This window comes from Thioclava sp. FR2, assembly GCF_051200875.1.
In the GTDB taxonomy this organism is placed as follows: Bacteria; Pseudomonadota; Alphaproteobacteria; order Rhodobacterales; family Rhodobacteraceae; genus Pseudotabrizicola.
The window spans coordinates 3,011,600-3,036,841 of sequence record NZ_CP195191.1 but is presented as its reverse complement, the minus strand read 5'-3'; the positions used below and the strand labels follow the sequence as shown (position 1 = coordinate 3,036,841).

25 protein-coding genes are annotated in these 25,242 nt (G+C 55.1%); 7 read left to right on the top strand and 18 right to left on the bottom strand.

Features of this window, described 5'->3' with window-relative positions:
• Positions 1-8 precede the first annotated feature (8 nt).
• Positions 9-863: an FAD binding domain-containing protein gene (locus ACSBLW_RS14550; protein ID WP_435257325.1), complete on the bottom strand. Its 855-nt coding sequence runs from the start codon at positions 861-863 to the stop codon at positions 9-11.
• A gap of 138 nt (positions 864-1,001) precedes the next feature.
• Complete coding sequence (locus tag ACSBLW_RS14545) at positions 1,002-2,123, bottom strand: MHYT domain-containing protein (RefSeq protein WP_435257324.1); 1,122 nt, start codon at positions 2,121-2,123, stop codon at positions 1,002-1,004.
• A 194-nt stretch (positions 2,124-2,317) separates the two neighbouring features.
• Here ACSBLW_RS14545 and ACSBLW_RS14540 point away from each other — a divergent pair, with 194 nt between their 5' ends.
• On the top strand, positions 2,318-3,256 hold the full coding sequence (locus ACSBLW_RS14540) for a 2-hydroxyacid dehydrogenase (protein ID WP_435257323.1): 939 nt from the start codon (positions 2,318-2,320) through the stop codon (positions 3,254-3,256).
• A gap of 4 nt (positions 3,257-3,260) precedes the next feature.
• Here the strand turns inward: ACSBLW_RS14540 and denD are convergent, their stop codons facing one another.
• The 6 genes from denD to ACSBLW_RS14510 are packed head-to-tail and all read right to left on the bottom strand — an operon-like array spanning position 3,261 to position 8,203.
• Entirely contained in the window at positions 3,261-4,229 is a 969-nt protein-coding gene (gene denD / locus ACSBLW_RS14535) for a D-erythronate dehydrogenase (RefSeq protein ID WP_435257322.1), read from the bottom strand.
• Positions 4,230-4,239: 10 nt separating this feature from the next.
• Positions 4,240-5,391 (bottom strand): fumarylacetoacetate hydrolase family protein, encoded by a 1,152-nt coding sequence (locus tag ACSBLW_RS14530; protein ID WP_435257321.1) that lies wholly within the window; start codon positions 5,389-5,391, stop codon positions 4,240-4,242.
• Between the two features lie 28 nt (positions 5,392-5,419).
• Positions 5,420-6,622, bottom strand: a complete 1,203-nt coding sequence (locus ACSBLW_RS14525) for a mandelate racemase/muconate lactonizing enzyme family protein (RefSeq protein WP_435257320.1) — start codon at positions 6,620-6,622, stop codon at positions 5,420-5,422.
• Between the two features lie 53 nt (positions 6,623-6,675).
• On the bottom strand, positions 6,676-6,999 hold the full coding sequence (locus tag ACSBLW_RS14520; protein WP_435257319.1) for an AzlD domain-containing protein: 324 nt from the start codon (positions 6,997-6,999) through the stop codon (positions 6,676-6,678).
• A complete protein-coding gene (locus tag ACSBLW_RS14515) occupies positions 6,996-7,712 on the bottom strand; it encodes an AzlC family ABC transporter permease (protein ID WP_435257318.1) in 717 nt (238 codons plus the stop codon). Before ACSBLW_RS14515 ends, ACSBLW_RS14520 begins: the two co-directional genes overlap by 4 nt.
• Positions 7,709-8,203 (bottom strand): hypothetical protein, encoded by a 495-nt coding sequence (locus tag ACSBLW_RS14510; protein WP_435257317.1) that lies wholly within the window; start codon positions 8,201-8,203, stop codon positions 7,709-7,711. The genes ACSBLW_RS14515 and ACSBLW_RS14510 overlap by 4 nt, the downstream gene beginning before the upstream one ends.
• A 178-nt stretch (positions 8,204-8,381) precedes the next feature.
• Between ACSBLW_RS14510 and ACSBLW_RS14505 the strand changes: the two genes are divergently transcribed.
• A complete protein-coding gene (locus ACSBLW_RS14505; protein ID WP_435257316.1) occupies positions 8,382-10,163 on the top strand; it encodes an IlvD/Edd family dehydratase in 1,782 nt (593 codons plus the stop codon).
• An 11-nt stretch (positions 10,164-10,174) separates the two neighbouring features.
• Positions 10,175-10,909, top strand: a complete 735-nt coding sequence (locus tag ACSBLW_RS14500; protein WP_435257315.1) for an SDR family oxidoreductase — start codon at positions 10,175-10,177, stop codon at positions 10,907-10,909.
• Here ACSBLW_RS14500 and ACSBLW_RS14495 read toward each other — a convergent pair.
• The 4 genes from ACSBLW_RS14495 to ACSBLW_RS14480 form a co-directional block, all read right to left on the bottom strand.
• Positions 10,893-12,032, bottom strand: coding sequence for a mandelate racemase/muconate lactonizing enzyme family protein (locus ACSBLW_RS14495; RefSeq protein ID WP_435257314.1), 1,140 nt, complete (start codon positions 12,030-12,032; stop codon positions 10,893-10,895). The genes ACSBLW_RS14500 and ACSBLW_RS14495 overlap by 17 nt on opposite strands.
• Before the next feature lie 10 nt (positions 12,033-12,042).
• The gene (locus ACSBLW_RS14490) at positions 12,043-13,671 is read right to left on the bottom strand and encodes a TRAP transporter large permease (RefSeq protein ID WP_435257313.1); all 1,629 of its coding nucleotides are present in this window, start codon (positions 13,669-13,671) and stop codon (positions 12,043-12,045) included.
• Between the two features lies 1 nt (position 13,672).
• Positions 13,673-14,482: a TRAP transporter small permease subunit gene (locus ACSBLW_RS14485; RefSeq protein ID WP_435257312.1), complete on the bottom strand. Its 810-nt coding sequence runs from the start codon at positions 14,480-14,482 to the stop codon at positions 13,673-13,675.
• A gap of 107 nt (positions 14,483-14,589) precedes the next feature.
• On the bottom strand, positions 14,590-15,597 hold the full coding sequence (locus ACSBLW_RS14480) for a TRAP transporter substrate-binding protein (RefSeq protein ID WP_435257311.1): 1,008 nt from the start codon (positions 15,595-15,597) through the stop codon (positions 14,590-14,592).
• 85 nt (positions 15,598-15,682) lie between these two features.
• Here ACSBLW_RS14480 and ACSBLW_RS14475 point away from each other — a divergent pair, with 85 nt between their 5' ends.
• The 4 genes from ACSBLW_RS14475 to ACSBLW_RS14460 all read left to right on the top strand — a co-directional run bounded on the left by ACSBLW_RS14475 (position 15,683) and on the right by ACSBLW_RS14460 (position 19,527).
• Positions 15,683-16,501: a GntR family transcriptional regulator gene (locus ACSBLW_RS14475; RefSeq protein ID WP_435257310.1), complete on the top strand. Its 819-nt coding sequence runs from the start codon at positions 15,683-15,685 to the stop codon at positions 16,499-16,501.
• Positions 16,502-16,533: 32 nt separating this feature from the next.
• The gene (locus ACSBLW_RS14470) at positions 16,534-17,301 is read left to right on the top strand and encodes an SDR family oxidoreductase (protein ID WP_435257309.1); all 768 of its coding nucleotides are present in this window, start codon (positions 16,534-16,536) and stop codon (positions 17,299-17,301) included.
• Positions 17,302-17,313: 12 nt separating this feature from the next.
• A complete protein-coding gene (locus ACSBLW_RS14465) occupies positions 17,314-18,294 on the top strand; it encodes a 2-hydroxyacid dehydrogenase (RefSeq protein ID WP_435257308.1) in 981 nt (326 codons plus the stop codon).
• A gap of 495 nt (positions 18,295-18,789) precedes the next feature.
• On the top strand, positions 18,790-19,527 hold the full coding sequence (locus ACSBLW_RS14460) for a cyclic nucleotide-binding domain-containing protein (protein WP_435257307.1): 738 nt from the start codon (positions 18,790-18,792) through the stop codon (positions 19,525-19,527).
• 115 nt (positions 19,528-19,642) lie between these two features.
• Here the strand turns inward: ACSBLW_RS14460 and ACSBLW_RS14455 are convergent, their stop codons facing one another.
• The 6 genes from ACSBLW_RS14455 to ACSBLW_RS14430 all read right to left on the bottom strand — a co-directional run bounded on the left by ACSBLW_RS14455 (position 19,643) and on the right by ACSBLW_RS14430 (position 25,054).
• Entirely contained in the window at positions 19,643-21,484 is a 1,842-nt protein-coding gene (locus tag ACSBLW_RS14455; RefSeq protein ID WP_435257306.1) for a CAP domain-containing protein, read from the bottom strand.
• A gap of 161 nt (positions 21,485-21,645) precedes the next feature.
• The gene (locus tag ACSBLW_RS14450; RefSeq protein WP_435257305.1) at positions 21,646-22,038 is read right to left on the bottom strand and encodes a hypothetical protein; all 393 of its coding nucleotides are present in this window, start codon (positions 22,036-22,038) and stop codon (positions 21,646-21,648) included.
• Positions 22,019-22,750, bottom strand: coding sequence for an SDR family NAD(P)-dependent oxidoreductase (locus ACSBLW_RS14445; protein WP_435257304.1), 732 nt, complete (start codon positions 22,748-22,750; stop codon positions 22,019-22,021). The genes ACSBLW_RS14450 and ACSBLW_RS14445 overlap by 20 nt, the downstream gene beginning before the upstream one ends.
• Positions 22,751-22,761: 11 nt before the next feature.
• Entirely contained in the window at positions 22,762-24,021 is a 1,260-nt protein-coding gene (locus ACSBLW_RS14440; protein ID WP_435257303.1) for an AMP-binding enzyme, read from the bottom strand.
• Between the two features lie 4 nt (positions 24,022-24,025).
• A complete protein-coding gene (locus ACSBLW_RS14435) occupies positions 24,026-24,271 on the bottom strand; it encodes a hypothetical protein (RefSeq protein WP_435257302.1) in 246 nt (81 codons plus the stop codon).
• Between the two features lie 18 nt (positions 24,272-24,289).
• A complete protein-coding gene (locus tag ACSBLW_RS14430) occupies positions 24,290-25,054 on the bottom strand; it encodes a hypothetical protein (RefSeq protein WP_435257301.1) in 765 nt (254 codons plus the stop codon).
• Between the last annotated feature and the right edge of the window lie 188 nt (positions 25,055-25,242).

Sequence of the window (25,242 nt, the reverse complement as noted above, 5' to 3'; positions counted from 1 at the left end):
GTCCTCCCTCAGGCCCGCGCCCAGGCGCGTGCAATCGCGCGGGCCAAGATCACCCCAGCCACATGGCGCTTGAATTCAATTGGGCCGCGGTTGTCTTGTTGCGGGTCGATGTCATTCAACATCGCTGCAACTGCCGCCATAACGGCATCGTGCCCACAATCTGTTCCGACAAGGGCACCGCCTGACGCCTCAGACCAAACGGGCGTATCAGAAAGGTTCGTCATCGCGATCGACGCTGTGACGACCTTTTCACCCGCCCTGGTCAGAAGCACTGCCGCGGCAGCCGTGGCGTAATCCCCAATTTTGCGCTTTTGCTTTTCATAGGCATACCCGCCTGAGACCGCGTTAAAGGCGATACGAGTAAGGATCTCATCGTCCGCTCGGTCCGTCACATAGGCCGATTGGTAGAAGTCCCGTGCGGCCACTTCCCGTGACCCATCCGGGCCAACAAGGGTGAAGGTCGCGTTCAAGCACTGCATCAACCCTGGCATGTCGTTACCCGGATCGCCGTTCGCCACATTGCCGCCGACGGTGCCCACATATCGCACTTGCGGATCGGCAATCTGAAGTGCCGCCTCTCGCAGCAAGGGCACTGCGTTGGCCAAACCGCCATGCGCGATCAATTCAGCCTGCGTGACCATTGCCCCGATCGTGACAGAGTTTCCTGAAACGCTGATCCCTTTCAGCTCTTCGACATTCTGCAAATCAACCAGATGGCCGATATCTGCCATGCGGAGTTTCATCATGGGGATGAGACTGTGCCCCCCCGCTATGACCCGCGCCTCATCTCCGTATTTCTGCAACAAGCCAACCGCCGACGAAACGTCGCCCGGCCGATGATACTCGAAGGCCGATGGTATCATTTTTTCCTCCCTTTGGTGCGTCAGAACCGCGCACTTGAATGGGAGCCTATGCGTGCAAATCGCAAAGTTGAGCGGCAGGAAACGAGCGCAGCAGTTCTTTGCACGAACTGCGAATAAGCTGCACGAACTGCGAAATGCCTAGAGCCCCAGCACTTCGCGAAGCTCTGCAAGCCGCGTTCGGCTGACGGGAATGCGTGTCTTGGGGTCCTCAAGCAACTGGCACTCGGCGGTGTCTTTGTTGCGTTCAAACTTTGCTACGTGGCTTGGATTCAGCAGAAAACTACGATGCACCCGGATGAACCCTGCGCCTGCCAATCGCTCTTCTGCTTCGCTGATGGACCAAGGGCAGAATAGGCTTTCCGTCCCTCGATAGAGAAGGGTGTAATGCCCTTCTGCACGAAGCGCTGCCACAGATGACGCATCCACAAAGTAGGCACGGCCTTCTTTTTCGTGGGGTATCCGAATGACAGATTTTGCATCCCTTGCGGGGACCACTTCGTCCTTTACGAGGTGGTCTTTGGCACCATCCTTAGATTTCGCCACTTCGGGCGTCTCGTTTGGCGCGAAGGTGGCACTCGTAAGCAAGAAAGCGGATGAAATCAGGAAGGCCGCTAGGGTCACAAGCAAAGCCAAGGTTTCATTGTCCAAGGCAGGTCCGCTTGTGGTTTGGTCACCGCTCGCCTCGAAAGCCGTTCCGGCCATAGCGATGAAATGGACCATGACAACTGCGGTGCCAAAGCAAACGGTTCCAATCACGATATTCCGCCGCCCACGATCAGAATAGGCGACACGGACAGCCAGAATGGAAAGGCCGATTGATGCCGCCAAAGCACCGAAAACACCGGCTGGTGTGTAGACAGGACGACAGAGCTCCATCCCGGACATCCCGATATAGTGCATCAGTGAAATGCCCACTCCCACGATGGCCCCGGCCAGAGCTTTGCTTGTCCCAGAACGCGGACGAAAGTGGAGGATCAAAAGTGATAGACCCGTCAAAAGGATAGCGACCAAGGCCGAAATCAAAGTGGTCAAACCGTCATAGAAGTAGAAAATTGGCAACTGAAGGCCCAGCATCGCCACGAAATGCATCGACCAGATGCCGCCGCCCAATGCAACTGCAGCCATCGAAACCACAGATTTACGCCGTGAAATGTCAAGCTTAGACGCTCCGCGCGTTAGCGAGAGCCCCGTAAATCCGGCCATTAGGGCGATGGCAAAGGCCGCTAAAACCAATCGCCAATCATGGCTGTAGTTCAGCACGCCTTTCTCCTCTTCCGCTCGACGGGCGCACCTTACAGCCCTGCCACAGGAACACAAATGCCCTTCTGTAGACTAATCCGGCATTTTGAGGTTTGACATCAGGCAACGTTCCTGCGGTTGACACCATCTGGCTGGGACGACAATGTCAATCTGGTATACCAAACATCAGTTCCCAGAAAAGGATGCCCAAAGAAATGTATCAGACACTTGCCATCGGCCCTTTTACGGAAACCGAGCAGGAAGCGCTGCGGGCGGAGTTCGGGGCAACATTCATGGCCACGCCCGCAGGTCTCTCAGAGCTTGATGAAAGTGCACGGGGTGCGGTCCGGGCAGTGGCTTACAAAGGAGGTAAATCGTTTGGCGCCGCTGAAATGGATTTGCTTCCGAACCTCGGGGTCGTGTCGAATTTCGGTGTGGGATACGATGCCATCGACGTCTCCGCCGCAACGAAACGCGCCATCAAGGTAACAAACACACCTGACGTCTTGAATGATGATGTGGCTGATTTGGCCGTGGCCATGATGTTGATGCAGGGCCGCGAAATGCTGCAGGCTAGTGCTTGGGCGCATTCGGGCCAATGGGCAAATACCGGAGAATATCGGCTTAACCGCAAAGTCAGTGGCGGCACTGTCGGAATTGTCGGGCTAGGGCGGATCGGGCGCGAAATCGCCAATCGTCTGGCCGCCTTCAAAATGAATATTCACTACTATTCTCGGCAAGAAAAAGAGACCCCCGGTTGGGAATGGCATGCCGATCCAGTGTCCCTCGCACATGCAGTCGATTATTTGGTCATTGCCCTTGTCGGCGGCAAGGAAACCGAGAACTTCGTATCACGCGAAGTGATTGATGCGCTGGGACCCAGAGGCGTTGTGGTCAACATTTCTCGCGGAACGACGGTCGATGAGGAAGCGCTGCTTCAAGCGTTGGAAACGGGACGGATCGCTGGTGCAGGACTGGACGTATTCCGCAATGAACCCAAAATTGACCCACGCTTCTACGCGCTTCCAAATGTCGTGATTCAACCGCATCAGGGATCGGGAACCGTAGAAACCCGTGCTGCGATGGCGGCCTTGCAGCGCCGGAATATCACTGCTTTTCTTGCAGGCAATGCACTTGAAACACCGGTGAATTGAAGGATCAACTCGCTTCTAGATCCTCACTAACATAGTAGCGGACATTGTCTTCAAAGCTGGCGTCTGGCTGGAACCCCAGTGCCAATCCACGGTCGGGGCGCAGGTCAAAGCGCCATCCTTTGACAATTCGCTCGACGTCAGGCTGGCTTTCCCACTTGATCAGCTTTGCGGGTTCCGGCCCGCAAACTGCCGTCATCGCGTCAATCATCTGACCGATAGACCACATACGGCCGGGCATGATCAGGGTGCGGTCTAACCCTAGCTCTGCCGCGTTCAATTCGGCGCCTCGGATAAGGTTCTCAACGCAACGCTTCGGCGACAAATAGTAATGTAGAAAGTCACGGCCGACCGGGCAGATCGCCTCCTGCCCGTTCAGGGGTTCGCGAATAATCGACGACATGAAACTTGATGCGGCACCATTCGGCTGACCCGGCCGTACCGATATTGTCGGCAAACGAAAGCCACGACCGTCAACAAAGCCTTTGCGGGAAAAATCAGTCAACAGCAGTTCGCCGACGGCTTTCTGCATTCCATAGGACGTTTGCGGGTTGAGGTAAGTTAAATCCGTGATCGGGTCTGGCACATCGCCGCCATAAACCGCCATCGAAGAAGTATAGATAACAACCGGACAGCGCTCGGTCGCGCGAGCAGCCGCAAGGACGTTTAGCACTCCTGTTAGGTTTACTTGAATACCAAGGTCAAAATCCTTCTCAGCCGTTCCAGATACGATGGCCGCAAGCAGGAAAATGACATCCGTCTCCGGGTTGATTAGTTGGCTGACCTGGGAAGGATCTGACATGTCGCAGGTTAAAGATTGGACCTTGCTACCTTCGGGAAAGCCGGCTGGTGAGACCACGTCGGCCAACGTTATTGAGTTAATATCTCTTCCCCGCAGATGGCCTCGTTTGACCAGCGCCCTTGCCAGTTTTTGTCCGATTACTCCGCCGCCACCAAGGATCAGGATATTGGTCATAGCAGCCCCTTCAAAGCAAACCGCGACGCGCGAGGTTGTGCATCAGAGCTCCGACGCCAAAGTTCCACGGTCGACACTCGGTGGATAGACCCACAGTGTTGACCAAAATCCCTAGATTTCTTTCCCAGATCTCGACGATGTCTCCACGATGGTGGGTAAACCCTTGACCAGGCGCATCGCGATCCTTGACCGGGGCGAACATCGTTCCAAGGAACAAGAAGAAACCGTCCGGATATTGATGATGTGCGCCGATGGTCTGGCGAACGATCGAAGCTGGGTCGCGGCTGATTTTTGACATGGACGAACGCCCATCCAGCATAAATCCGTCTTCGCCAGTCACGCGCATCGACAACTCGGCATTGCGAATGCTGTCCAAGGAAAAGTTATCATCAAAGACACGCAGGAACGGGCCAATCGCAGAAGATGCGTTGTTATCTTTTGCCTTGCCCAAAAGCAGCGCAGAACGACCTTCGACATCGCGCAGGTTTACGTCGTTGCCCAATGTCGCCCCAACGATATCGCCACGACTGTTAATAGCGAGAACGATCTCAGGTTCCGGATTGTTCCAAGTCGAGATCGGATGGAGGCCGACACGCGCGCCCCAACCCACTGAAGCCATAGGTTGTGCCTTCGTGAAAACCTCGGCATCCGGGCCAATCCCGACTTCCAAATACTGGGACCACATACCTTCGGCGATCAGAACGTCTTTGACTTTCATTGCCTCGGCAGAGCCGGGAACGATACCGGATAGGCTATCACCAATAACTTCGCGGACGCGGGCCCGAATAGCCTCGGCGCGATCAGCGTCACCAGCCGCCTTCTCCTCGATCACCCGCTCCACCATCGAGGCGGCAAAGGTCACCCCACTCGCCTTGACGGCCTGAAGGTCCGGCGGCGCCAACAGATGCAGTTGCTCTTCACCTGCATCAGCTACAGAACTTGCAGCAAGTTCCTGCAGACTGGCGATATCCTCGCCTTGGGCATTTCTTAGAAACTCAACCAGATCGTTGCGCTCCAGAAGATCCCGCATTGTCGGCGTTGTGGCCGACGTAATGTCGATCACACGATCACCACGAAGCAGGACTAGGGCTGGACCAATGTCTGGGCGCCAAACACGGCCCACAAGCAATGCGTTGCTGTCGAGGTTTTCATGCGGAAGCATCAGCATCCCTTTCGTCTTTCTTGGCCTGTTACAAATCTTGTGCGTTGGTGATTTGGCGTGAAACGGTGAACCGTTTGTCGAGATCCGGTGCGAGTTCCATTCCAAGCCCTGGGCCGGGCGGAACCGTAATCATCCCTGCTTCGACAGTCGGCAAAGCTGTCACAAGATCACGATACCATGTCCGGTAGAAAGCCCGGACGCTTTCCTGGATCACAGCGTTCGGCGCAGCCAAAGACAGGTGTGTTGACGCCACCAGAACCACTGGCCCCGTACAATCGTGCGGCGCGATCGGAAGTTTTTCTGCCTCGGCAAGAGCCGCCACTTTTCGCGCAGTGGTCAAGCCTCCGCACCAACTCAGATCAAGCATCACGACACCGGCGGCGCCAGTTGCGATCAAATCGCGAAACGCGCCAATTCCCCCGAGCGTTTCAGAGGCCGAAATGGGCGCTGGAGAAACGGCAGCATAACGCTTCAATAGCTCCAGACTATCGAGCCTGATTGGGTCTTCATGCCAGTAGGTTGCATATGGCGTCAGGGCGCGGGCGATTTTCATCGCGGGCAAAAGTTGCCACATCGAATGAAATTCAACCATGATGTCCATCTTGTCGCCGACAGCAGTTCTGATCTTATCAAATGGGACGAGGGCCTTTCGAAGATCTTCGGCAGAGATGTCGCGCCCTTGGGTTTTCTCTGCCGCCATGTCGAAGGGCCAGATCTTCATTGCGGTAATGCCTTCGTCCAGCAGCGAAATCGCCAGCTCGTCGGCACGATGCAGAAACCCGTTCAGGTCATCGTAATTTCCGCCTATGCCCAAGCCATAATTTCCTGTCTGCTGGCCTGTGTCGTCCTTTACGTAATCCGTCCCGGCACAGGTGTTGTATGTGCGGATCCGATCACGCGTGAAGCCACCCAAAAGTTGCGCAATCGGCTGACCAGTTGCCTTTCCGGCCAGATCCCACAAGGCGATGTCAAAGGCCGAGTTGCCACGTGTTTCAGCGCCAGACGACCGCCACCCCAGATACCCTTCGGCACGGGCTGAAAGATACTCAATCCGCATCGGGTCTTGGCCGATCATCAAAGGTGCCAGGGTTTCGTGGACATGTGCCTCGACCGTCCGGGCACCGTAGAAGGTTTCACCAAGTCCGGTAAGCCCTGCATCCGTGTGAACCAAAAGCCAAAGGATATTCGGCCGCTCGGCAAGCCTAACTGTTTCCAAAGCGGTGATCTTCATGCTGTGCCTACCTGTCTGAGGACCAAGGTTGATTTCTTTTCGTGGTCATGCCGTTACAGCCCGACTGCCTGAAAGACATAAAGGCTGCCCATGCCAGCAATGATTGCACCCATGACCGAATAACGCATACCGACGTAAAACGCCGTTGCAGCAGCCAAAAGCCGCGCGGCATCCAACGCCCCGTCTGTCGCGGCAGGCCATAAAACCAAAGGTGTGATCATCGCCGGAAAGATTGCAGCGCCGACATAACGCAAATGGGCCATCACCCATGGGTGCAGACGTCTACCGCCCATGGCTCCCAGAAATGAAAAGCGAATAAGATAAGTCCCGATCCCCAAGAGAACGGTCAGAGTCCAAAAGGCCTGATCTTCGATCATGACGGGCCTCCCGAGGGTTTCCTTCTATCCAGATAAAACTCTGTCTGCGCTCCGGCTGACATGGCAAGCAGAGCAGCCACCAGCAGGCCCAAGCTCCAAGGCAGATCATGAAAAACGAGCATCGCAAGAACGGAGGCCGTCGCGGCAACAATGTGCGGAAGGCTTCTTAGGGTCGGAGCGACGAGGGCGATAAAACAGACCGGTACGGCAAAATCCAAGGAAAACTCCGGCGGAATTGCCTGTCCCATCATTGCACCCGCCAACGTACCCCCGTACCAAAAAGGACAGATCAGCAACATTGCCCCAAAATAATAGGCAAGCTTCTCTGAAAGGCTCATTTCGGGGGGCTCATCATATCGCTTGAGCGCAACTGCAAAAGCCTGATCCACCATAAAATATGCCAATATGGCCCGGGTTCGAAACCGGGCCTGCCCCAGATGCGGCACCAGTGCTGCCGAGTAGATCGCCATCCGCATGTTGACGACCAAGGCCGTCAACAAAGCCACGAAAACCGGTGCATCCTGTTTCAACAAGGTCAGTGCGGCGAATTGGGAAGCTCCGGCAATAACAATCACCGACATTGTCATTGTTCGAAGAACATCAAGCCCGGCATCCCGTGCGAACACACCGAACATCATCGAATAGGGTACGGTGATCAGGATGAACGGAGAGCAAGCAACGAAGCCTTGCCAGAAGGCGGCTTTCGCCTTCATTTTTCCGCCTCCGCCCCAACGAAAAGTTTTATGAAGGTCACTGCCGAAGCGGTTGCCTCGCATCGCGTCTTTTGGAGAATACGTTCGGTTTCAGGTTGCTTGTAAAGTTCTGCCAACTCATCCAGGCGGTCGCAATTCAGCAGATTCGCCAAGAGCTCGTACTTGCTCTCTATGCGAAAACTTGCAGCAAGCCGGGCATCTTCCGACGCGGACGCGGCTTCAAGCATAGCCTTGATCTTGGCGTCCCATCCCTTTCGCATCTCAACATAACACAAGCTCGCTTGCGGAGCTGCCGCTTGTGAATAAGCAAGACACGGCGAATGGATCTTCATCAGACACTCTGCCGGGTTTGCAGAGGCCTCAATAGCTTCGGTCAGGCACATTTCGGCCTGATCGAGGGAAGCCTGAAGTGAAGTCGTATCAGCATGAAGGCCGCCCGCACCAGCGAAGGTGCCAATGGCGACAACCATAATTGAAAGTTCGGTCAGCAAAGAACGGCGCAGCATATCCTTCCAGTTCTCAAGTCTGGCCCGGAGCCAGCAAAAGAACACCCTCCATAATGCGCTTGCATTTGGTATACCAAATTGGAAATCTAGGCAGAGGTCAAGAAAGATCGGCGCGGGGCTTGGACAAGCTATCGGTGTGCCGGCGTGTGACGGGGGAGATAACGTGTCTGACACTAAGGCAAACAAGAAATTCCGGTCACAAGAATGGTTCGACAACCCGAACAACCCCGGAATGACAGCGCTTTATATCGAACGCTATTTGAACCAGCAGTATACGCGCGCTGAACTTCAGGGCGACAGACCGATTATCGGCATCGCGCAAACGGGCAGCGACCTTGCCCCCTGCAACAAGATTCACATCTTCCTGATGGATCGGATCAAGGCCGGGATCAGAGATGCAGGCGGCATTCCAATGGAATTTCCGGTACATCCAATCTTTGAAAACGCAAAGCGACCTACCGCTGCCCTTGATCGCAATCTGGCCTATCTCGGGCTTGTCGAGGTTCTGCACGGCTACCCGATCGACGGAGTGGTCTTGACCACGGGCTGTGACAAGACAACTCCCGCCATGCTGATGGGGGCTGCAACCGTTGATATTCCCGCCATCGCCCTTAATGGCGGACCTATGCTGGACGGATGGTGGAAAGGTAAGCGGGCCGGATCAGGCACAATCATTTGGGAAAGCCGCCGTCTTCTGGCGGAAGGCGCGATTGATTATGACGAGTTCATGTCTCGTGTCTGCGCAAGTGCCCCAAGCCTTGGCCACTGCAACACGATGGGCACCGCAAGCACCATGAATGCGATGGCCGAAGCGCTTGGCATGACGCTGACCGGAAACTCTGCCATCCCTGCTCCGTTCCGCGAACGCATGGCGATGGCCTATGAAACAGGCCGTCGGATCGTCACCATGGTGCACGAAGACCTGAAACCCTCGGACATTTTGTCGAGAGAGTCCTTTGAAAACGCGATTGTCGTGGCTGCGGCCATCGGCGGATCAACCAACGCCCCACCTCATCTTCAGGCAATCGCAAGGCATGCGGGTATCGAACTAGATGTCACCGACTGGCAAAAAATTGGTTTTGATGTCCCGCTTTTGGTCAATATGCAACCAGCCGGGGAATTCCTAGGCGAAAGCTTCTTCCGCGCCGGTGGCGTACCTGCGGTGATGGCCGAGCTTGCCAAAGCGGGACGCATCAGGTCGGGTGCGTTGACAGCGACCGGCAAGACGATGGCCGAAAACCTCGTTGGGTTGGACAGCACCGATCAAAATGTAATCCGCCCTTATCATGATCCACTGCGAAAGAATGCCGGGTTCCTCGTGCTCTCTGGCAACCTATTTGACAGCGCGTTGATGAAGACCAGCGTCATCTCAAGCGACTTCAGAAAGCGATTTCTGTCTGAGCCCGGAAAAGAAGGGGTATTCGAAGCGCGAGCCGTCGTCTTTGAAGGACCGGAAGATTATCACGACCGGATCAATGACCCTGCTTTGGGAATTGACGAACGCACGATCCTATTCATTCGAGGGGTAGGCTGTGTAGGCTATCCCGGCTCTGCCGAGGTCGTGAATATGCAGCCACCGGATGCCATGATCCGGGCTGGGATCAACCACCTACCTACCGTTGGGGACGGTCGCCAATCCGGCACCTCTGAAAGTCCATCTGTCCTGAACGCGTCTCCTGAAGCCGTGGTCGGCGGAGGCCTTGCCTTTCTCCGAACTGGCGACATCGTACGAATGGACTTGAACAACTCTCGCCTTGACGCACTGGTTGACGATGCCGAATGGGAAGCAAGAAAAGCCGGTTGGACCGCCCCGGAATTGCACCACCAAACACCGTGGCAAGAGATCTATCGCAAACATGTCGGTCAACTTTCTGATGGAGGTTGCCTTGAACTAGCGACCGCGTATCACAAGGTCGGGCGCGATTTGCCGCGTGACAATCATTGAGGATGGAAACGATGAAAACGATCATGATCACCGGCGCCAGCAGCGGGATCGGCCGTACGACCGCGCGCCACTTCCTTGAGAACGGCTGGAAAGTCGCCCTTGTTGGTCGCCGCGCCGAACAATTGGCCGAAGCAGCGCAGGGTCATGCGAATGCCATGGTCCTTACTTTTGACGTCACCGATGCCGCAGCCGTCGACGAAGGTGTGCAAAGAGTTGCCTCGGAATGGGGAAGACTGGATGCACTTTTCAATAACGCTGGCGTCAGCCTGCCATCGACGATGATCGACGAGATCAAAGTTGAAGACTGGTTGAATGTGGCCAATACGAACATCACCGGCATGTTCCTTTGTGCGCGGGCTGCCTTTGGTCAAATGCGCCGCCAGGATCCCCTGGGTGGACGTATCATCAACAACGGGTCAATCTCGGCACATGTGCCACGTCCCGGCTCTGTTCCCTATACAATGTCAAAACACGCCGTTACCGGCCTTACCAGAACGCTCAGCCTTGACGGGCGACGTTTCAACATTGCCTGCGGTCAAATTGATATCGGCAACGCTCTCACTGAAATGGCTGTCGCCATGACTAAAGGTGTTCCACAGGCCGATGGATCAATTCGTGCCGAGGCCACGATGGATGTAAAACATGTGGCATCGTCCGTTCTTCATATGGCGAACTTGCCACTGGAAACCAACGTCCAGTTCATGACGGTCATGGCCACGACGATGCCCTTTATCGGTCGCGGCTGAGCGCCCACTTGGCCAAGGCTTGGCGATCTACTTTGACACCCAAGCCGGGCCCTTCGGGGATCGCAACACGGCCGCGCTGGTGCTGAATTGGTTTGGTAAGAACGGCCATTCTGAAGGGATTTTCGGTCTGGTCGAATTCTAGCCAAGGGTCACTTGGGGCATGACGCTTCGGGACAGGCGGTAGAACTGCCAGTATTTGAAGCGCCGCAGCAACGGCGATCCCTGTGCCCCAAACGTGGGGTATCAGGCGTATTCCCGCGGCCTCGGCCATTGCGGCGATCTTGCGGATCTCAGTGATGCCACCGCAGCCGCAGACGTCAGGTTGCAGAACATCAACAGCACGCGCTGACAACGCGGCCATATGCCCAGACCGACCATGCCAGGTTTCGCCTCCGGCAACTGGGATAGGTTGGCGCTGCCGCACCTCGCGATAGGCCTCAAGCTGCTCGGGCACGACCGGTTCTTCAAACCAGTCGATACCAAGATCAGCAACGGCGCGACCAAGTTGAACGGCCTCAATCGCGTCATAGCCGTGATTGGCATCAATCATCAGAGCTACGGAGGGGCCAAGAAGCTTTCTAGTCAGTTCGATAGCGCGAACGTCTTCTTTCAGCCCATAGCCAATCTTGATCTTGACGCCCGAAAAGCCTTGTTCGCGATAACGCAAAATCTCTTCTTCAAGCGCTAGAAGCCGGTCACGCCCGACCGGACGAAAGCCGCCCGTCGCATAAGCCGGAACAGAGTTGCGAAACGCCCCGCCCAGCAAACGATGAACAGGCACGCCAAAGTGCTTGCCCGCAATATCCCACAGCGCAATGTCAATACCACTTTGCGCCGTCATCGTTAGACCACGTTGCCCTTGGTCACGGAACTGACCGTAGACATGGGTCCAAATGGGTTCGATATCCAACGGGTTGCGGCCAATCAGCAACTGCGCCATCGCCTCAACAATGGCCGCATTGGGCAAGGCGGGACCAAGGCATTCACCCCAGCCTACTGTTCCATCGTCACATGTAACTTCGACCAGGCAGGCCCAGCGATCAGCAAACGTGGAAAATGCGCTGTCAAACGCCTGCTCAAGACGATGATGCAAGACGTACGGTTTGACCGCTGTGATTTTCATCGAGCTTCCGTTAAAGGAACACGGTCACAATCGGTGGCCAAGCCAGCAGCACGAACAGGGCCAAAAGCTGGATGCAAATAAAGGGCATGAACCCACGGAAGATATCCGTCAAAGAGATGTGTGCCGGAGCAACCGATTTCAGGTAGAAGGCCGCTGGGCCGAACGGCGGAGAAAGGAAACTGACTTGCATGTTCATGCAAAACAGAACTCCGAACCAGACCGCAACATCCCTACGTTCAAGCGAACCAAAGAAGCCCAATTCCTCAATTGGCAGCTTTAGAACGATTGGCAGGAACACTGGCATAATCAGCAGAACGATCCCGACCCAATCCATGAACATGCCCATGATCAGGAAGATGAACATCATCAGGAAGATGATCCCCATCGTCGGAAGTTCGGCACCAACGATCATGTTCGCCACATAGGTCGGCCCGCCCGCCAAGGTGTAAGAGGCCGCAAGCGCCGCGGCGCCAATGGTGACCCAGATGATCGTTCCTGTCGACTTCAGCGTACGCATCAGGCTGTCCCAAACGATTTCATAGGTCATTTCGCGTCGCAAAAGTCCGATTACGAAGACCGCAATCGTACCCATACCAGCAGCTTCGGTGATGCCGGTAATTCCGCCATAGATCGACCCAAGGACAACCCCAATCACCACGATTGGCGCGACCAGACCGCTGCCCATTTTCCAACCCTGCGCCGTGCGTTCGCGTCCGACAACGAATTGAATGACCATTGCCGCCAAAACAAAGGTTCCCCCAATCCACGGCATATCACTCACCATACCCAGCGGGATCGGATCGACGCCCTCAACAATCTTGTTTGCCCCAGTCACCGTGAAGAACAGCGCGCGCAAGAAGAGAACGGCACTTGCCCACAATGTGAACCGACAAAGAAAGCCCAGAAACATCAAAGATTTTTCCCGGCTAGGCGGGTCGTCCGGATCATCTGGCGGCAAAGGTGCCGTTTCGGGGTACATCCGCGTCAGTGTCACAATGTAGATGATGTAGAATGATGCGAGCATGAAGCCCGGCAGGAAGGACGCTGTGAACAGCGCCTTGATTGAGGTTTCCGTAACCAGCCCATACATGATCAGAACGATCGAAGGCGGGATCATTGTGCCAAGCGATCCGCTCGCACAGATCGTTCCGATGGCGAGCTTTTGGTTGTAGCCAAGTTTTAGCATCTGAGGCAGCGCGATCAGGCCCAGCAGAACAACTTCGCCTCCGATGATGCCCGACATGGCAGCCATAATGACCGCCATGATCGAGGTCACAATCGCAATCCCGCCACGTGTCCGGCTCAGCCAGACGTTCAGCGAAGCGTACATGTCGCGAGCGATACCTGATCTTTCAAGCAGCGCAGCCATAAAGATGAACAGCGGCACGGAGATCAGAACGTAGTTTGTCATCTGCCGGTAGACGGCCTGCCCCAGGACCGAGAGAGGGCCACGACCAAAATCCCCATACAGCAATTCCGGTCCGAACTTCATCACCAAGGTCGCCACCGCCAAAAAGGCAGAGGCGAAACCCAGTGGCATCCCGATTGCCAAAAGGACAAACATTCCCATGAGCAAGATCACCGACAATGTGCCGATGTCAGATACCTTCAGCCAAGCAAGGCTCGCCAGAAATTCCATGTTACTTAGACTCCAGCGTGCGGCGAAGGTTTTCGATCTCTGTCTGGTCGATCTCATCCAGCGGTGAATGCGTTCCCCGGTCAGAATTCCAATCGAGGATCAGGTTTGACAGCGCCTGAACAGCGACAAGACCAATAAGGATCAGGATACCTGGCTTGATCGTTCCGGGAAGTGGCGGGTCCCAAGCCGTACCGAACGTCTCCCAACGTATCATCTTGTCCCAGGCCTCATTGAAACCGCCCCAGATGAGCGAAAGGGCAAAGACCCAGATCAACGCGACTGAAACAACATCAGACGTCTTCTTGGCCCAGCGCGGCATCATATCATAGACGATATAGATGCTGATGTGACTGCGCTGCTGCATGGCGTAAAGGCCTGCCAGCAAGAAAATAAAACCTGCAATCCACAATGAAAATTCATTTGCCCAAAGGGTTGGCTTTTCAAAGACATAACGCGCGACCACTTCGTAGAACATAACGACCACAACAGCGACGATCCCGACCATCGCCAAGCGCGCGCAGATCAATGACACGACATCCAGCGCCCCTTTGGGCTGGGTTTCTATCGCCCCAACGGTGTCTGATAGATAGACCGCCACAAGTATGATTGCGCCAAAGCCAAACCAAAGCGTCGCGATGACCGACAAATTTCCCTCGGGGCGCAACATGTTTTGCATCCCGATGCCTGTTCCAAAGAGCATCGCCCCAAGGGCAAGCCAAGCCCACATAAAGAGCGTCAATCCAACCAAGATGATCATGGCACTGCGCACTATGGGCCGCAGCGGCCCCAGCCAGACGCTTTGCTTTTGCATAGCGCTCTCCCTGTTCTTGGGTGGACCGATTGCCCCATGCGGTGCCCCGCACAGCATGGGAAGGCGGGCCAGTCCGGCCCGCCAACTGCTTTCAGGACGTCAGAACGTCAGTTCGCCATGCCCTGGGATTTCAGGTACTCGGTGTGCGCTGCAACCAGAGCCTTGGCTTCGTCGGTGGTCGCGAATTCCGGCCAAGTCGAAACAGCTGCAGCGCGGAAGGCGGCGCGATCTTCGGTGCTCAGGTTCCAAAGCGTAACGCCAGCAGCTTTCAACTCGGCAGCGGCCTTGTTGTTCTCATATTCGGCTGTCAGCGCCTGTTGCAGGGCCAGTTTCTGCATCGCAGTCGTCATGATGCGCTTCTGATTTTCGGGCATCGCATCCCAGACTGTCTTGTTGCAGGCAAGATGGTCCGAAGGCATCGAGTGGAAGCCCGGATAGGTGGCGTGCTTCACGATGTCATAGAGCCCCATGCCCTTGTTGTTCGCAAGGATCGAAGCATCGGCACCCTCGATAATCCCCGATTCAAGCGAGGTGAAGACTTCCGTAAAGTCCATCACGATGGGCGATGCGCCCAGCTTTTCGAAGATCTTGGTCTCCAGTCCAGGAGGCGAGCGGAACTTCCAACCCTTGAACGCCTCAAGCGAGTCGAGCGGCTTGGACGAGGAAAGCGCTTCCTGACCCACAACCCACCAACCGATCAGCTCCATGCCATACTGGTTGTAAAGCTTCTGGGCTGCCTCCATACCGCCGCCCTTGTAGAGCCAGCCAAGCTGTTGGTAAGGCGTGTCATAGCCACCCATGATATCGCCGACGAACTGGAAGGCTGGGTTCTTGCCAGTTTGGTAAGCACCACCCGTCATGTCGCAGTCCAGAATTCCGTTCACTGCCGCGTCAAAGGTTTCGACCGAGGCAACGACCGAAGACGAATAGAACATCTCGATCTTGATTTCACCGTTGGACATCACTTGAACGTCGTCAACGAATTGGGCGGCATTCTTGCCCGAAATCGTTTCCGGCCCATAGTGAGTCTGAATGCGCAGCGTGGTTTCTGCGAATGCCGGAACGGCAAGGGCAGCGGTCACTGCCGCAGACGTCAAAAGCGCCTTAAGTTTCATTTTGGTCTCCTCCCTAATCGGCCTTGTGAGCCGGATTTTTGCGGTCCTGGTCCGTCTACTTGCTGTGCTGGTATACCAATCCCAAATGCAGGCTAGCGAATGCTGGCTCGACAATCAACGATTTTTGGTATACCAGATTTCGTGCCGATCAAGCGACGAACATTGTCGCGTTGGCGTAGAAGAATGCCCGCTTCGGGCGCCGTGGAGTAGCCGGATGACGGATACAAACCTCGCGATAGATGTCGCCGCTCAACTGCGTCGAGACATCCTTCGCGGCAAGCTCTTGCCGGGATCAGCAATCAAAGAACGCGACAATGCATCCGAGCTTGGTGTCAGCAGAACTCCAATGCGCGAGGCTATTCGCATTCTCGCCCAAGATGGACTGGTTGTTTTACGGCCATCGCGCAGCCCGATCGTTGCTCGCCCCAGTTTCAAGGAGATTTCGGACCAAGTAACCGTTCTCCTAGCCTTGGAAAAGCTTTCTGCTGAATTGGCTTGCGCCAACGCGCTGCCCGAAGATTTGGCCGAGATCAGGTCGATACATGATCGGATCGCTGCGCAGTACGATTACTCTGATCCATTAGATCTGTTTGAGATCGACATGGAATTTCATATGGCAATCGTGCGCGCAGCCAAAAACCGGCCGTTAGAAGAGACGCACCGCTCCTATCTGGCCCGACTATGGCGTGCGCGTTACTTGGCTGCCAGTCAAAAACGGAACCGAGATCGTGTTGTTCGGCATCACGAAGCCATTATTTCAGCATTAGAGGCGAAGGATATCCCGGCTTTGCGCGCCGCAATCGACAACCACCTTGGCCATCTGGGTGAAGATATTCGTCCGGTCATCGACGAAGAAGAACGCGTACTTCCTTCCCAAACAAAAGTTCCCGAGATCGCATCGTAATCTCGGAGACGTAACCTTGCGGAACATCTTCAATGTCTCTCTCTCTCTTTGACCTTTCGGGTCGTACTGCGTTGATCACAGGATCATCGCGCGGCCTTGGTCGCGCATTTGCCGAAGGTTTGGCCGGGGCTGGGGCCCGTGTCATTTTGAATGGGTCGGACCCTGATCGTCTTTCACTTGCAGCGCGCGAGATGACGGACATAGGATTTTCAGTGCTCACATCCCGCTTTGACGTTTCTGATGAAAGCGCGGTGAAGGCGGCATTCTCGGCTCTGGACGATCAAGGTGTTGAGGTCGACATTCTGGTTAACAATGCAGGAATCCAATTCCGCAAACCCATGCTGGAATTGGAAACAAGCGATTGGCAACGCGTTATCGACATCAACCTGACCTCGGCCTTCGTCATAGGTCGAGAAGCTGCCAAACGCATGGCACAGCGCGGCCGCGGCAAGATCATCAACATCGGCTCACTGACATCCGAACTCGCTCGGGCAACGGTGGCGCCATACACTGTCGCCAAAGGCGGCATTAAGATGCTGACAAAGGCAATGGCCGCGGAATGGGGCGAGTTGGGGATCCAAGCGAATGCTATCGGCCCTGGCTACATGGTCACCGACATGAACGAAGCCCTGCTCTCAAATCCTCAGTTTGACGCCTGGGTCAAATCGCGCACACCAATGCGTCGCTGGGGTCTGCCAGAGGAATTGGCCGGCACCGCGATTTACTTGGCTTCAGACGCTTCGAACTACGTTTCCGGTCAAATCATCTATGCCGATGGCGGCATGATCTCCGTTCTGTAGGACGCACCAAAAGTGAAAATCACATTCTTTGGCAGGAACGCTTCGACTTTTGTGCCCGGTTTTGCCGAACTGCTGAACGTTCAGGCTGACATTCATGTCGTGTCAGACAGTTTGGATCAAAAGGGCGAGGCGGAGGCACTGGCGTCCTCAGATGTTGTGATCGGCATCAAATACACCCCAGATTTGCCAGCCCTGTCGGCGCGATTGTTCCAACTGCCTGCTGCCGGGTATGATGGTGTCGATTTTTCCGCTTTGGCCAGTTCATGCGCGGTCTGCAATGCTTTTGGGCATGAGATCGCCATCGCGGAATATGTCATGACTGCGCTTTTGATGCGTCATGTCCCAGTAAGCGATGCCGATGCACGCCTCAGACACGGCGATTGGCACTATTGGGCGGGTGGCCCAAATGGACTGAGAACAGAACTTGCCAGCCAGACAATCGGTATCGTCGGTCACGGCCATATCGGAAAAGCCATCGCGCAAAGAGCACAGGCGTTTGGGATGAAAGTGCATGTGGCCAACCGCTCTCTCCTTGGCCATACGACATATGCCGGGGCATGGTCGCTTGTCGATCTGAATCAAATGGCGGCCAAAGTTGACATTTTGATCAACACTTTACCCTTGGCGCCGGAAACCAAGGGCCTGATCAATTCAACCGTTCTTTCCGCGCTTCCCCGACACGCCATCGTTATGAACGTCGGTCGCGGGGCCGTCATCGACGAGCGTGATCTTTTCAATGCACTGGCTTCAGAACAGCTGGGCGGAGCGATCATAGATACATGGTATGTCTATCCAACACCAGACAACCCAAACCCAATGCCGGGAAACCTTCCATTCCAGAGTTTGCCCAACGTCATCATAACACCGCACATGTCAGGTTGGACGACCGGAACGGTTCGCCGTCGTACAGAGACATGCGCGGAAAATGTTAACCGCTTGGCAGTGGGTCAACCGCTGCTCAACCTGATCGGCGCGGGCACACTTGCTCGCTAGCGGCTTTTGCTTGATCACAACTTGCGAATTGCGCTTTCCAATCGCGCATCTGAAAACGCCGCGTAAAGTGAATGAATTCTGGACCTATCGCGGTAAAGACCTGCGGCGGTAAACAGCGCGTCGGCAACCGCAGCCCTGTTTGCCGAGATGCAGGCAACTCCCCAATGCGCGGGGGGCAGGGCATTCGTGAGATAAGAGAACGCCTGACAACCAACGTGTCGTCTCTACCTTGATTTGGCATTGGAAGGGGTTTCATTACTTGGGGCTTCAAGCATCGTTCATGAAGCTCTGATGACCGCTCCTGCCAGAGTCGTCCTTAACAATAGTAATTCGCGCAAGTGTTGTTCAGCCTCACATTAGCTTGCTGCCGGTTCGGCGAACTTGGGAGCAGCGACAGATAAGGGCCTGAGGCAATTTGACCAGATCGCGAGCCATCAATTGATGCGTATCATGCCTCAAAAGACAAAATTGGCTCCTGCATATTAAAGAAAGCAAATGAGAACCGAGGACTTGCCCGAAATCCGTCACCTTCCCCTGTTTCGCAACATGCTTCAGGCGAATTTCGATGACCTCATGCGTGGTGCCTACGCACAGAATTTTCCTGCCGGACTGGAACTTATCCAACAGGGCCAGCCTGCCGACTTTCTTCACGTCGTCGTCGAAGGCTCTGTCGAACTCTTTTCCGGATGGCAAGACAATCGCTGCACAATGGCTGTCGTCGATCCAATCGGCACTTTCATCCTTGCCGCTTGCATAAAGGATGCACCCTACCTGATGTCGGCCCGCACACTGGAACGGTCCCGTATCATTCTCGTGCCGGCCTCCGATCTTCGCGCCATTTTTCGCCGCGATCCCGAGTTCGCAGTGTCAGTAATTGGGGAGTTAGCCAGTTGTTACAGGGCCATGGTTCGCCATGCAAAGAACCTCAAACTCAGAAACTCTCGCGAACGACTGGCGGCATACTTGATGAAGCAGTCGCAGGGGCGTTTTGGGGATGAAAGCTTTAAGTTGAATGTCGAAAAACGGCTCATTGCGTCTTACCTTGGGATGACCCCGGAAAATCTCTCTCGAAATTTCAAGGCACTCGAAGCTCATGGCGTCAAGATCGAGGGTCAGACCGTCACCATCTTCGATCGACGGGCCCTCGAGGCCATCTGTCCGCTAGACAGGTTACTAGACGGGGCAGATGAGCATTCAACGCAAAACGGCGTTGGCCTCCCTTTCGGCATCTAAGGCAGTTTTGACTGCGAAACGAACACTTCGAAGGTAATCCTGCGGATCGAACCGCATGATAGGTCAGATAAGCGCGTACTGCGCAAACGCGGTCGTGCTTGCTAGATACTTCTGATCATAACAGGAAATCATCTGCGGCAACGCGTGGCGCGCCTGACAGTTCGATGACCCAGTCAGCAACACCATCTCCATTCTGATCCCCGATCAACAGACCGCCAGCCGCAAAGTAATAAAATGATGCGGCCCCTCCAGCCGTGAGACCAGATGAACCATTAAATGTTTGACCCAATCCCCGGAGATCAATGTCATCCACTCCGCTGGCAAAGTCCGTAATGACATCACGGCCTGCGCCAATGCCAATTGCGGCTGCACTCGAGAAAACAAAAACGTCAGCGCCTGGCCCGCCGGTCATCACGTCACGGCCGACACCAGCCGTGATCGTATCATTTCCAAGACCGCCGTAGATTCGGTTGCTCCCTGCACCAGCGTGTATTTGGTCGTTTCCAGCACCTCCACCAATGAAATCGTCACCAATGCCAGCGAAAATTGTATCGCCGCCTTCTGCTCCGAAAATACTGTCGTTGCCCGCACCGCCAGCCATGAACTCACCGCTAGAGGCGGCATAAATCAAATCGTTGCCGTCATTGCCCAACAATGCGTTGTAACCACCGCCGCCGACTATTGTGTCATTGCCCGTACCGCCCTGCACTGTGTCATTGCCCAAACCAGCATAGATGACATTCGATCCGTCCGAGCCATAGATCAGGTCGTTACCTGCCCCGCCGCCTATGTTGTCATCGCCCAAGCCGGCATAGATCGTGTCATTGCCGTCCGATCCCCGCACCGTGTCATTGCCTGCGCCGCCGCCAACGAAATCCCCCTCAGTTCCTGTGAATATCTGATCGTTGCCATCGTCACCCATCAGCACGTTGCGGCCGGCGTCGCCATAAATCAGATCATCCCCCACACCGCCGAAGACTGTGTCGCGGCCAGCGCCGCCAATGATCGAGTCATTGCCGCCGCTGCCATTCAAAAGATTGTTGCCACGGTTCCCAACCAGTGTCTCGGCCGCATCTGCGCCCGTCAGTGAGAGGCTCGCGACGCCAAGCAAGGTAGCCCTCGTGATACCTTCAATGAGCACGGCGTTGGCGGAAATCTCGACCTCGGTGCCATTAACGACGTCCAGTTTGGCATTCTGGCCACCCAAATCTAACGACAATCGCAAGACAGAAGTTGCTCCGGGGTTGCTGACTGTGACTTCGACCGGGTCAGTACGCGAAGTGCCGTCCGCAACTTCCAAGGCATAGCCACCTTCAACTTCGCTGTTAGTGCGCGCTCCCAAAGCTTCGAAGACGTAGTTCCCCTGCCCTTCTCCTGGCGAGTAGAAGTCATTCAGGTCAGTATCTTCGTAGACGGCACCTGTGATGAAAGTCGTCGTATCGGAATAGGCAAAATTCTGGGTAACCATATAGGTGAAATTGTAAGTTGTTCCGCTGAAGGTGAATGCCCCTAGACGGTGACCTACGCCCAGTTCGCGAAACGATGCATCTAGGATGTTCAGCCGATGACCGGCGCTTTCGAACAGATTGTCGTGTTGTTGAATGATCGCAGACACGGCATCGACGAGCCTCGTGGAAGCAAGAAAGGAAATGTTCTCTGCGTTGCCCCAAAAGCCCGTAAAGATATAGCCAGCCGCAACCATCCGGTCTTCCGGGCTGCTACCGCCCGCGCCAGTGTGAGAGAAAAGATCGGTATCGAGCATCCATTGTGAATGATCGGCCGACGAATTGTGCAAAAGATCATTTGGGGCCAAAACCGGCCGCGCTGATCCGTCTAGCGTTCCGGATGGCAGCCCAGCATTAAGATCGATTCCGAGACGCGCCGCTTCTGCTAACGGATCAAGCCGCGCACGATTGACCAATTCAATCATCAACTGTTCTGCAGCGCTAATTGGCATCGACTATCCAATCCATCATCAGTTTTCACAAATCCTGCCAGCAGCTTGCCGGTAGGGATGGCAGGTTTTTGATTCTAACAAGAAGATCGTCCGAAAGAAAACCTTCGGAAGATTATCATTCGTTGGAAACAACTTCGGTCGGCAGGAAACGTCCCACTTAATCACGAACCATCGGCACGGCACCGCCCGACAACACGCCAATGAGTGATGGTGTCCGAGCGGGCAATCTCAATCGATTCTCGCTCTAGGATCGCAGGCAAACCTTCAGCCAAATATCTTCGCAACACCAGATGCGCGGGCACATTCAACAATTTTGCGACGACCTCGATCTCGCCCCACGCTTTTAACCCCAACGGGCCGATTAAAGCGGTAAGGAATTCTGGCAACGGAGCATCGCGCCGTTCGACATCCAAAGCGTAGTCAAAGCCATCTATGGCTGGGGGAAACAGGACAAAACGATTTCCCGCGCCGTCATGGCTAGCAGGGCCGGACAGCTGGGTGTCGCAAACAATACGACACCCGAATGGCACAGGGTCAGCTTGTGATCCCGCCATCGACAAAGACAACCTGTCCCTGCATGTTCGTCGTCCCCGAAATGACCAGATCAACGACCTTGAAGATGTTCTCGTCGTTCGAAAGGCTGCCCGAGGGTGTACGACGCTTGATTGTGGCAAGCTGTTCGGGAAGCAGTACTGATGACATTTCAGACTCAAAAAAACCTGGTGCAACGCAGTTTACGAGGATACCGGCCTCACCGACCTCGCGTGCCAATGCCCGCATCATGGCATCAAGATAGCCCTTAGATCCGGCGTAGACTGACAATCCTGCATAACCACGCGACCCGCAGATCGAGGAAATATTGCAAATGTTTCCGTTGCCCTGCAGGAGCATTCGCTTGATAGCAGCACGGGTCAGCAGCGTAGGTCCAACGATGTTGATGTCGACGATGCGCCGGATCGTGTCCAGATCGGTGTGCATCAGAAGCTGGTCCTGACCAATGGCAGCATTGTTCACAACACTGTCGATACTCCCGAACTTGTCCGCTACCGTCGCTACAAACTGGTTCACCCCCACCGCATCGACTGCATCGAGTTCGACAAAGTGAAAGGCATCGCCATATTTAGCCGACAGATCGTCCATCGCCTTTGTACGCGAACGGGCAAAGGTCGCGACACGATTTCCGTTTTCAAGCAAGCGCTCGGCAAGGTGCAGACCCAGCCCTCGCGAACCTCCGGAAACGATGATCGATTGATTCTTGGTGTGCATCTTTGTTCCCATCAGCTTTTCAAACTCGCCCGCATAGGCACTGTTTCAAGAAAGTCCCACATCCTTGGGACAGCATATTCCGCAAGGCGGCCATCACAATGCGCGATCATCATTGCTTCTGCGTCATCAGCGTTCATGGGTTTACTAAGAACAACCTGAGCAACAGGAAGGTGCCCAACCAACGGGGCACGTCGCGCCGTAACCTGCGCCCAGACAACATCGGGATGAGTCATCAAATGGGTTTCGATATCGACAGGAAAGGCCTTCTGCCCACCGACATTGATCATTTGGTTACCGGCTCTTCCGCAGAAGTAAACCCTGCCCGCTCTTTCCTCGACCAGATCTCCGGTATCGACCCAAACCTCAGTCTCGTCCCGATTGACATAAGGCGAGCGGATGTAAAGCCGCCCATCTTCGACCTTCACCCCAATTGCACCCGATGCGCGAGACAAAAGACCAGCATCAAATCCCGCCCTGCCATCGGTCACGACGATCGCCGCGCCTGCTTCTGACGAAGCGTAAATATGCCGAATTTTCGCATTGGGATAAAGTGAAGCCAGTCGATCGAGAATTGGCTGATCGACGATCTCTCCCCCCATCGAGATCGACTTCAAATCCGCCGCGCGTAGAAGATCTTCGTCAATCGACATAAGAGCATGCCGCCAAAAGGTTGGCGTCGACGAAATGGCCGAAACTGCTCCCGTACGCAGCGCTGTCTCAAAACTTCCGGCCAAATCGGAAAAATCACCGGGGATCAGCGTTTGTTCGGCGACAAACAACCCCAGAGCAACCATCTGAAACCAAGCATAAGATCCAATCTGATAGGGAAGGAACCACCCGTTTGGCGGCATTTCCCGAACGCGATCAAATGTGTTCAAAGTGTCAGGGGTATGCGGGATAAGTTTCAACAGTCCAGTCGTGCCTGAGGTCAAGACCGTGATGCGACCCGGTACAAACTCCGCCACTTTGGCAGGCAACCCAATGAGCGCGCCGCTTCTTGCGTTTGTGAGTTCGACCCCAGCGTCCGCAAATCGCGCCTCAACCTCCGGCGACAACCTGCTGTTTTCAATTACACCGAAATCAAGACCACCTTGAAGCCCGTAGGCAATTGCACCCAGCGCTTCTTCCATTCCCGAAACAACAAAAACCGTGCGCCTACCAACACGTGCCGATGCAGGGCCTAAACGCTCAATCGTTGCGGTTTCCAACGATTCCCAGCTTTCGAGGCGTTCTCCGAACCGGATCTTGTTTTGGGCATGGATCTGCGGCATGCGATCAGGCGGCTTTCGTTGCGTCCTCGAAGAAATCGAGAACATCTTTTACGGTCTCGATGCGCCGCATAGAGGCAGCGTCAAATGCAAGCTCACGACCAAGAGAGGTTTCAATGCGCAGCGCAACCTCTGAAAAGTCCAGACTACGAAAGTTCGCGTCGCGTGTGGTCTGCGTTTCTGCCGATACGGGCGCACGGCCACGCTTGGCCAGCACGGTATTCATAAGGGCGAGAATGTCTGAACGGGTCATCACATATCCTTCTTTCGATCAGAGCGCGGCAACCGCCGCGGCTTCTGCGTCAATTTCAGCACCCAGCGCCGCAATTCGGCTCCGAGCGCGTTCTGGGTAAGCATCAGCGAAATGACGATGCCATGGATGCCGGGTTCGACTCTCCATGTGCATCACAAATCGAATTGGTCCAGCGATCTCGCCATCCGGGCCCGAAATAACAACACCTGCGGGGATCTCACCACGAGCTACGGCTCCGGCAGCGACCATAGTTCCCCGACCGATCTTTACCCCGGGCATCAACTGCGCATTGACGCAAACCGTAGCCATATCTCCAATTGTTACAGGGTCAGCGAGGTGAGAAGGCGGGAGCGGATCATTCATTAGCGTGGTTAGCGAGAACAACCAAACAAAGTCACCAATGCGTGATCCGCGCCCAACATGTGCGTAGCTGTGCATCCGCACGAAGTCACCAATCTGGCAGGCCCCTTCAATGTCGGAAAAATTGCCCAGACGAAGGTTCTCACCGATGACGGCACCCTCTCGGATCACAACATGATGGCCCGTTTCCAAATAGGGGCCGATTTCTGAACCCTCATATACAACTGCATGAGAGCGAATGTTCGCCCCGGCCCCAAGCTTCAGAGGCGAACTGCCCTCCCTGACAGTCGGGTGACCAATGACCGAAAAATCGCCAATCTGACAGTCGTCGCCGATTTCTACGTTGCCGTAGACACGAACACCGTGGCCAAAGCGCACATTGCTGCCAATCCGCGCTCCGGGATCAATGCTGCAAAAACTCAAGGTCCCGCTCCGGCCCGGCTAAAAAACATCCCCTCTACTACGCATAGCAGCAAGGCGTTTCAAGCCAGAACATGTACGCTCAACACCGCCCAAGTGTCGCCCCGCTAGGGCCTTTTCCTCGCTTAGAACTTTCCGAATAGGTAGGTTGCTTGACCGCACAGAATGAATATTCTGATTTTGATACATGC

Bases quoted from the DNA above. Each gene is read 5' to 3' on its own strand.
- ACSBLW_RS14550 (WP_435257325.1), bottom strand. From the start codon at position 863: ATGATACCATCGGCCTTCGAGTATCATCGGCCGGGCGACGTTTCGTCG.
- ACSBLW_RS14455 (WP_435257306.1), bottom strand. From the start codon at position 21,484: ATGCCAATTAGCGCTGCAGAACAGTTGATGATTGAATTGGTCAATCGT.
- ACSBLW_RS14515 (WP_435257318.1), bottom strand. From the start codon at position 7,712: ATGAAGGCGAAAGCCGCCTTCTGGCAAGGCTTCGTTGCTTGCTCTCCG.
- ACSBLW_RS14500 (WP_435257315.1), top strand. From the start codon at position 10,175: ATGAAAACGATCATGATCACCGGCGCCAGCAGCGGGATCGGCCGTACG.
- ACSBLW_RS14440 (WP_435257303.1), bottom strand. From the start codon at position 24,021: ATGCCGCAGATCCATGCCCAAAACAAGATCCGGTTCGGAGAACGCCTC.
- ACSBLW_RS14460 (WP_435257307.1), top strand. From the start codon at position 18,790: ATGAGAACCGAGGACTTGCCCGAAATCCGTCACCTTCCCCTGTTTCGC.
- ACSBLW_RS14480 (WP_435257311.1), bottom strand. From the start codon at position 15,597: ATGAAACTTAAGGCGCTTTTGACGTCTGCGGCAGTGACCGCTGCCCTT.
- ACSBLW_RS14540 (WP_435257323.1), top strand. From the start codon at position 2,318: ATGTATCAGACACTTGCCATCGGCCCTTTTACGGAAACCGAGCAGGAA.
- ACSBLW_RS14470 (WP_435257309.1), top strand. From the start codon at position 16,534: ATGTCTCTCTCTCTCTTTGACCTTTCGGGTCGTACTGCGTTGATCACA.
- ACSBLW_RS14495 (WP_435257314.1), bottom strand. From the start codon at position 12,032: ATGAAAATCACAGCGGTCAAACCGTACGTCTTGCATCATCGTCTTGAG.
- denD (WP_435257322.1), bottom strand. From the start codon at position 4,229: ATGACCAATATCCTGATCCTTGGTGGCGGCGGAGTAATCGGACAAAAA.
- ACSBLW_RS14435 (WP_435257302.1), bottom strand. From the start codon at position 24,271: ATGACCCGTTCAGACATTCTCGCCCTTATGAATACCGTGCTGGCCAAG.
- ACSBLW_RS14445 (WP_435257304.1), bottom strand. From the start codon at position 22,750: ATGCACACCAAGAATCAATCGATCATCGTTTCCGGAGGTTCGCGAGGG.
- ACSBLW_RS14475 (WP_435257310.1), top strand. From the start codon at position 15,683: ATGCAGGCTAGCGAATGCTGGCTCGACAATCAACGATTTTTGGTATAC.
- ACSBLW_RS14530 (WP_435257321.1), bottom strand. From the start codon at position 5,391: ATGCTTCCGCATGAAAACCTCGACAGCAACGCATTGCTTGTGGGCCGT.
- ACSBLW_RS14520 (WP_435257319.1), bottom strand. From the start codon at position 6,999: ATGATCGAAGATCAGGCCTTTTGGACTCTGACCGTTCTCTTGGGGATC.
- ACSBLW_RS14485 (WP_435257312.1), bottom strand. From the start codon at position 14,482: ATGCAAAAGCAAAGCGTCTGGCTGGGGCCGCTGCGGCCCATAGTGCGC.
- ACSBLW_RS14450 (WP_435257305.1), bottom strand. From the start codon at position 22,038: ATGGCGGGATCACAAGCTGACCCTGTGCCATTCGGGTGTCGTATTGTT.
- ACSBLW_RS14525 (WP_435257320.1), bottom strand. From the start codon at position 6,622: ATGAAGATCACCGCTTTGGAAACAGTTAGGCTTGCCGAGCGGCCGAAT.
- ACSBLW_RS14490 (WP_435257313.1), bottom strand. From the start codon at position 13,671: ATGGAATTTCTGGCGAGCCTTGCTTGGCTGAAGGTATCTGACATCGGC.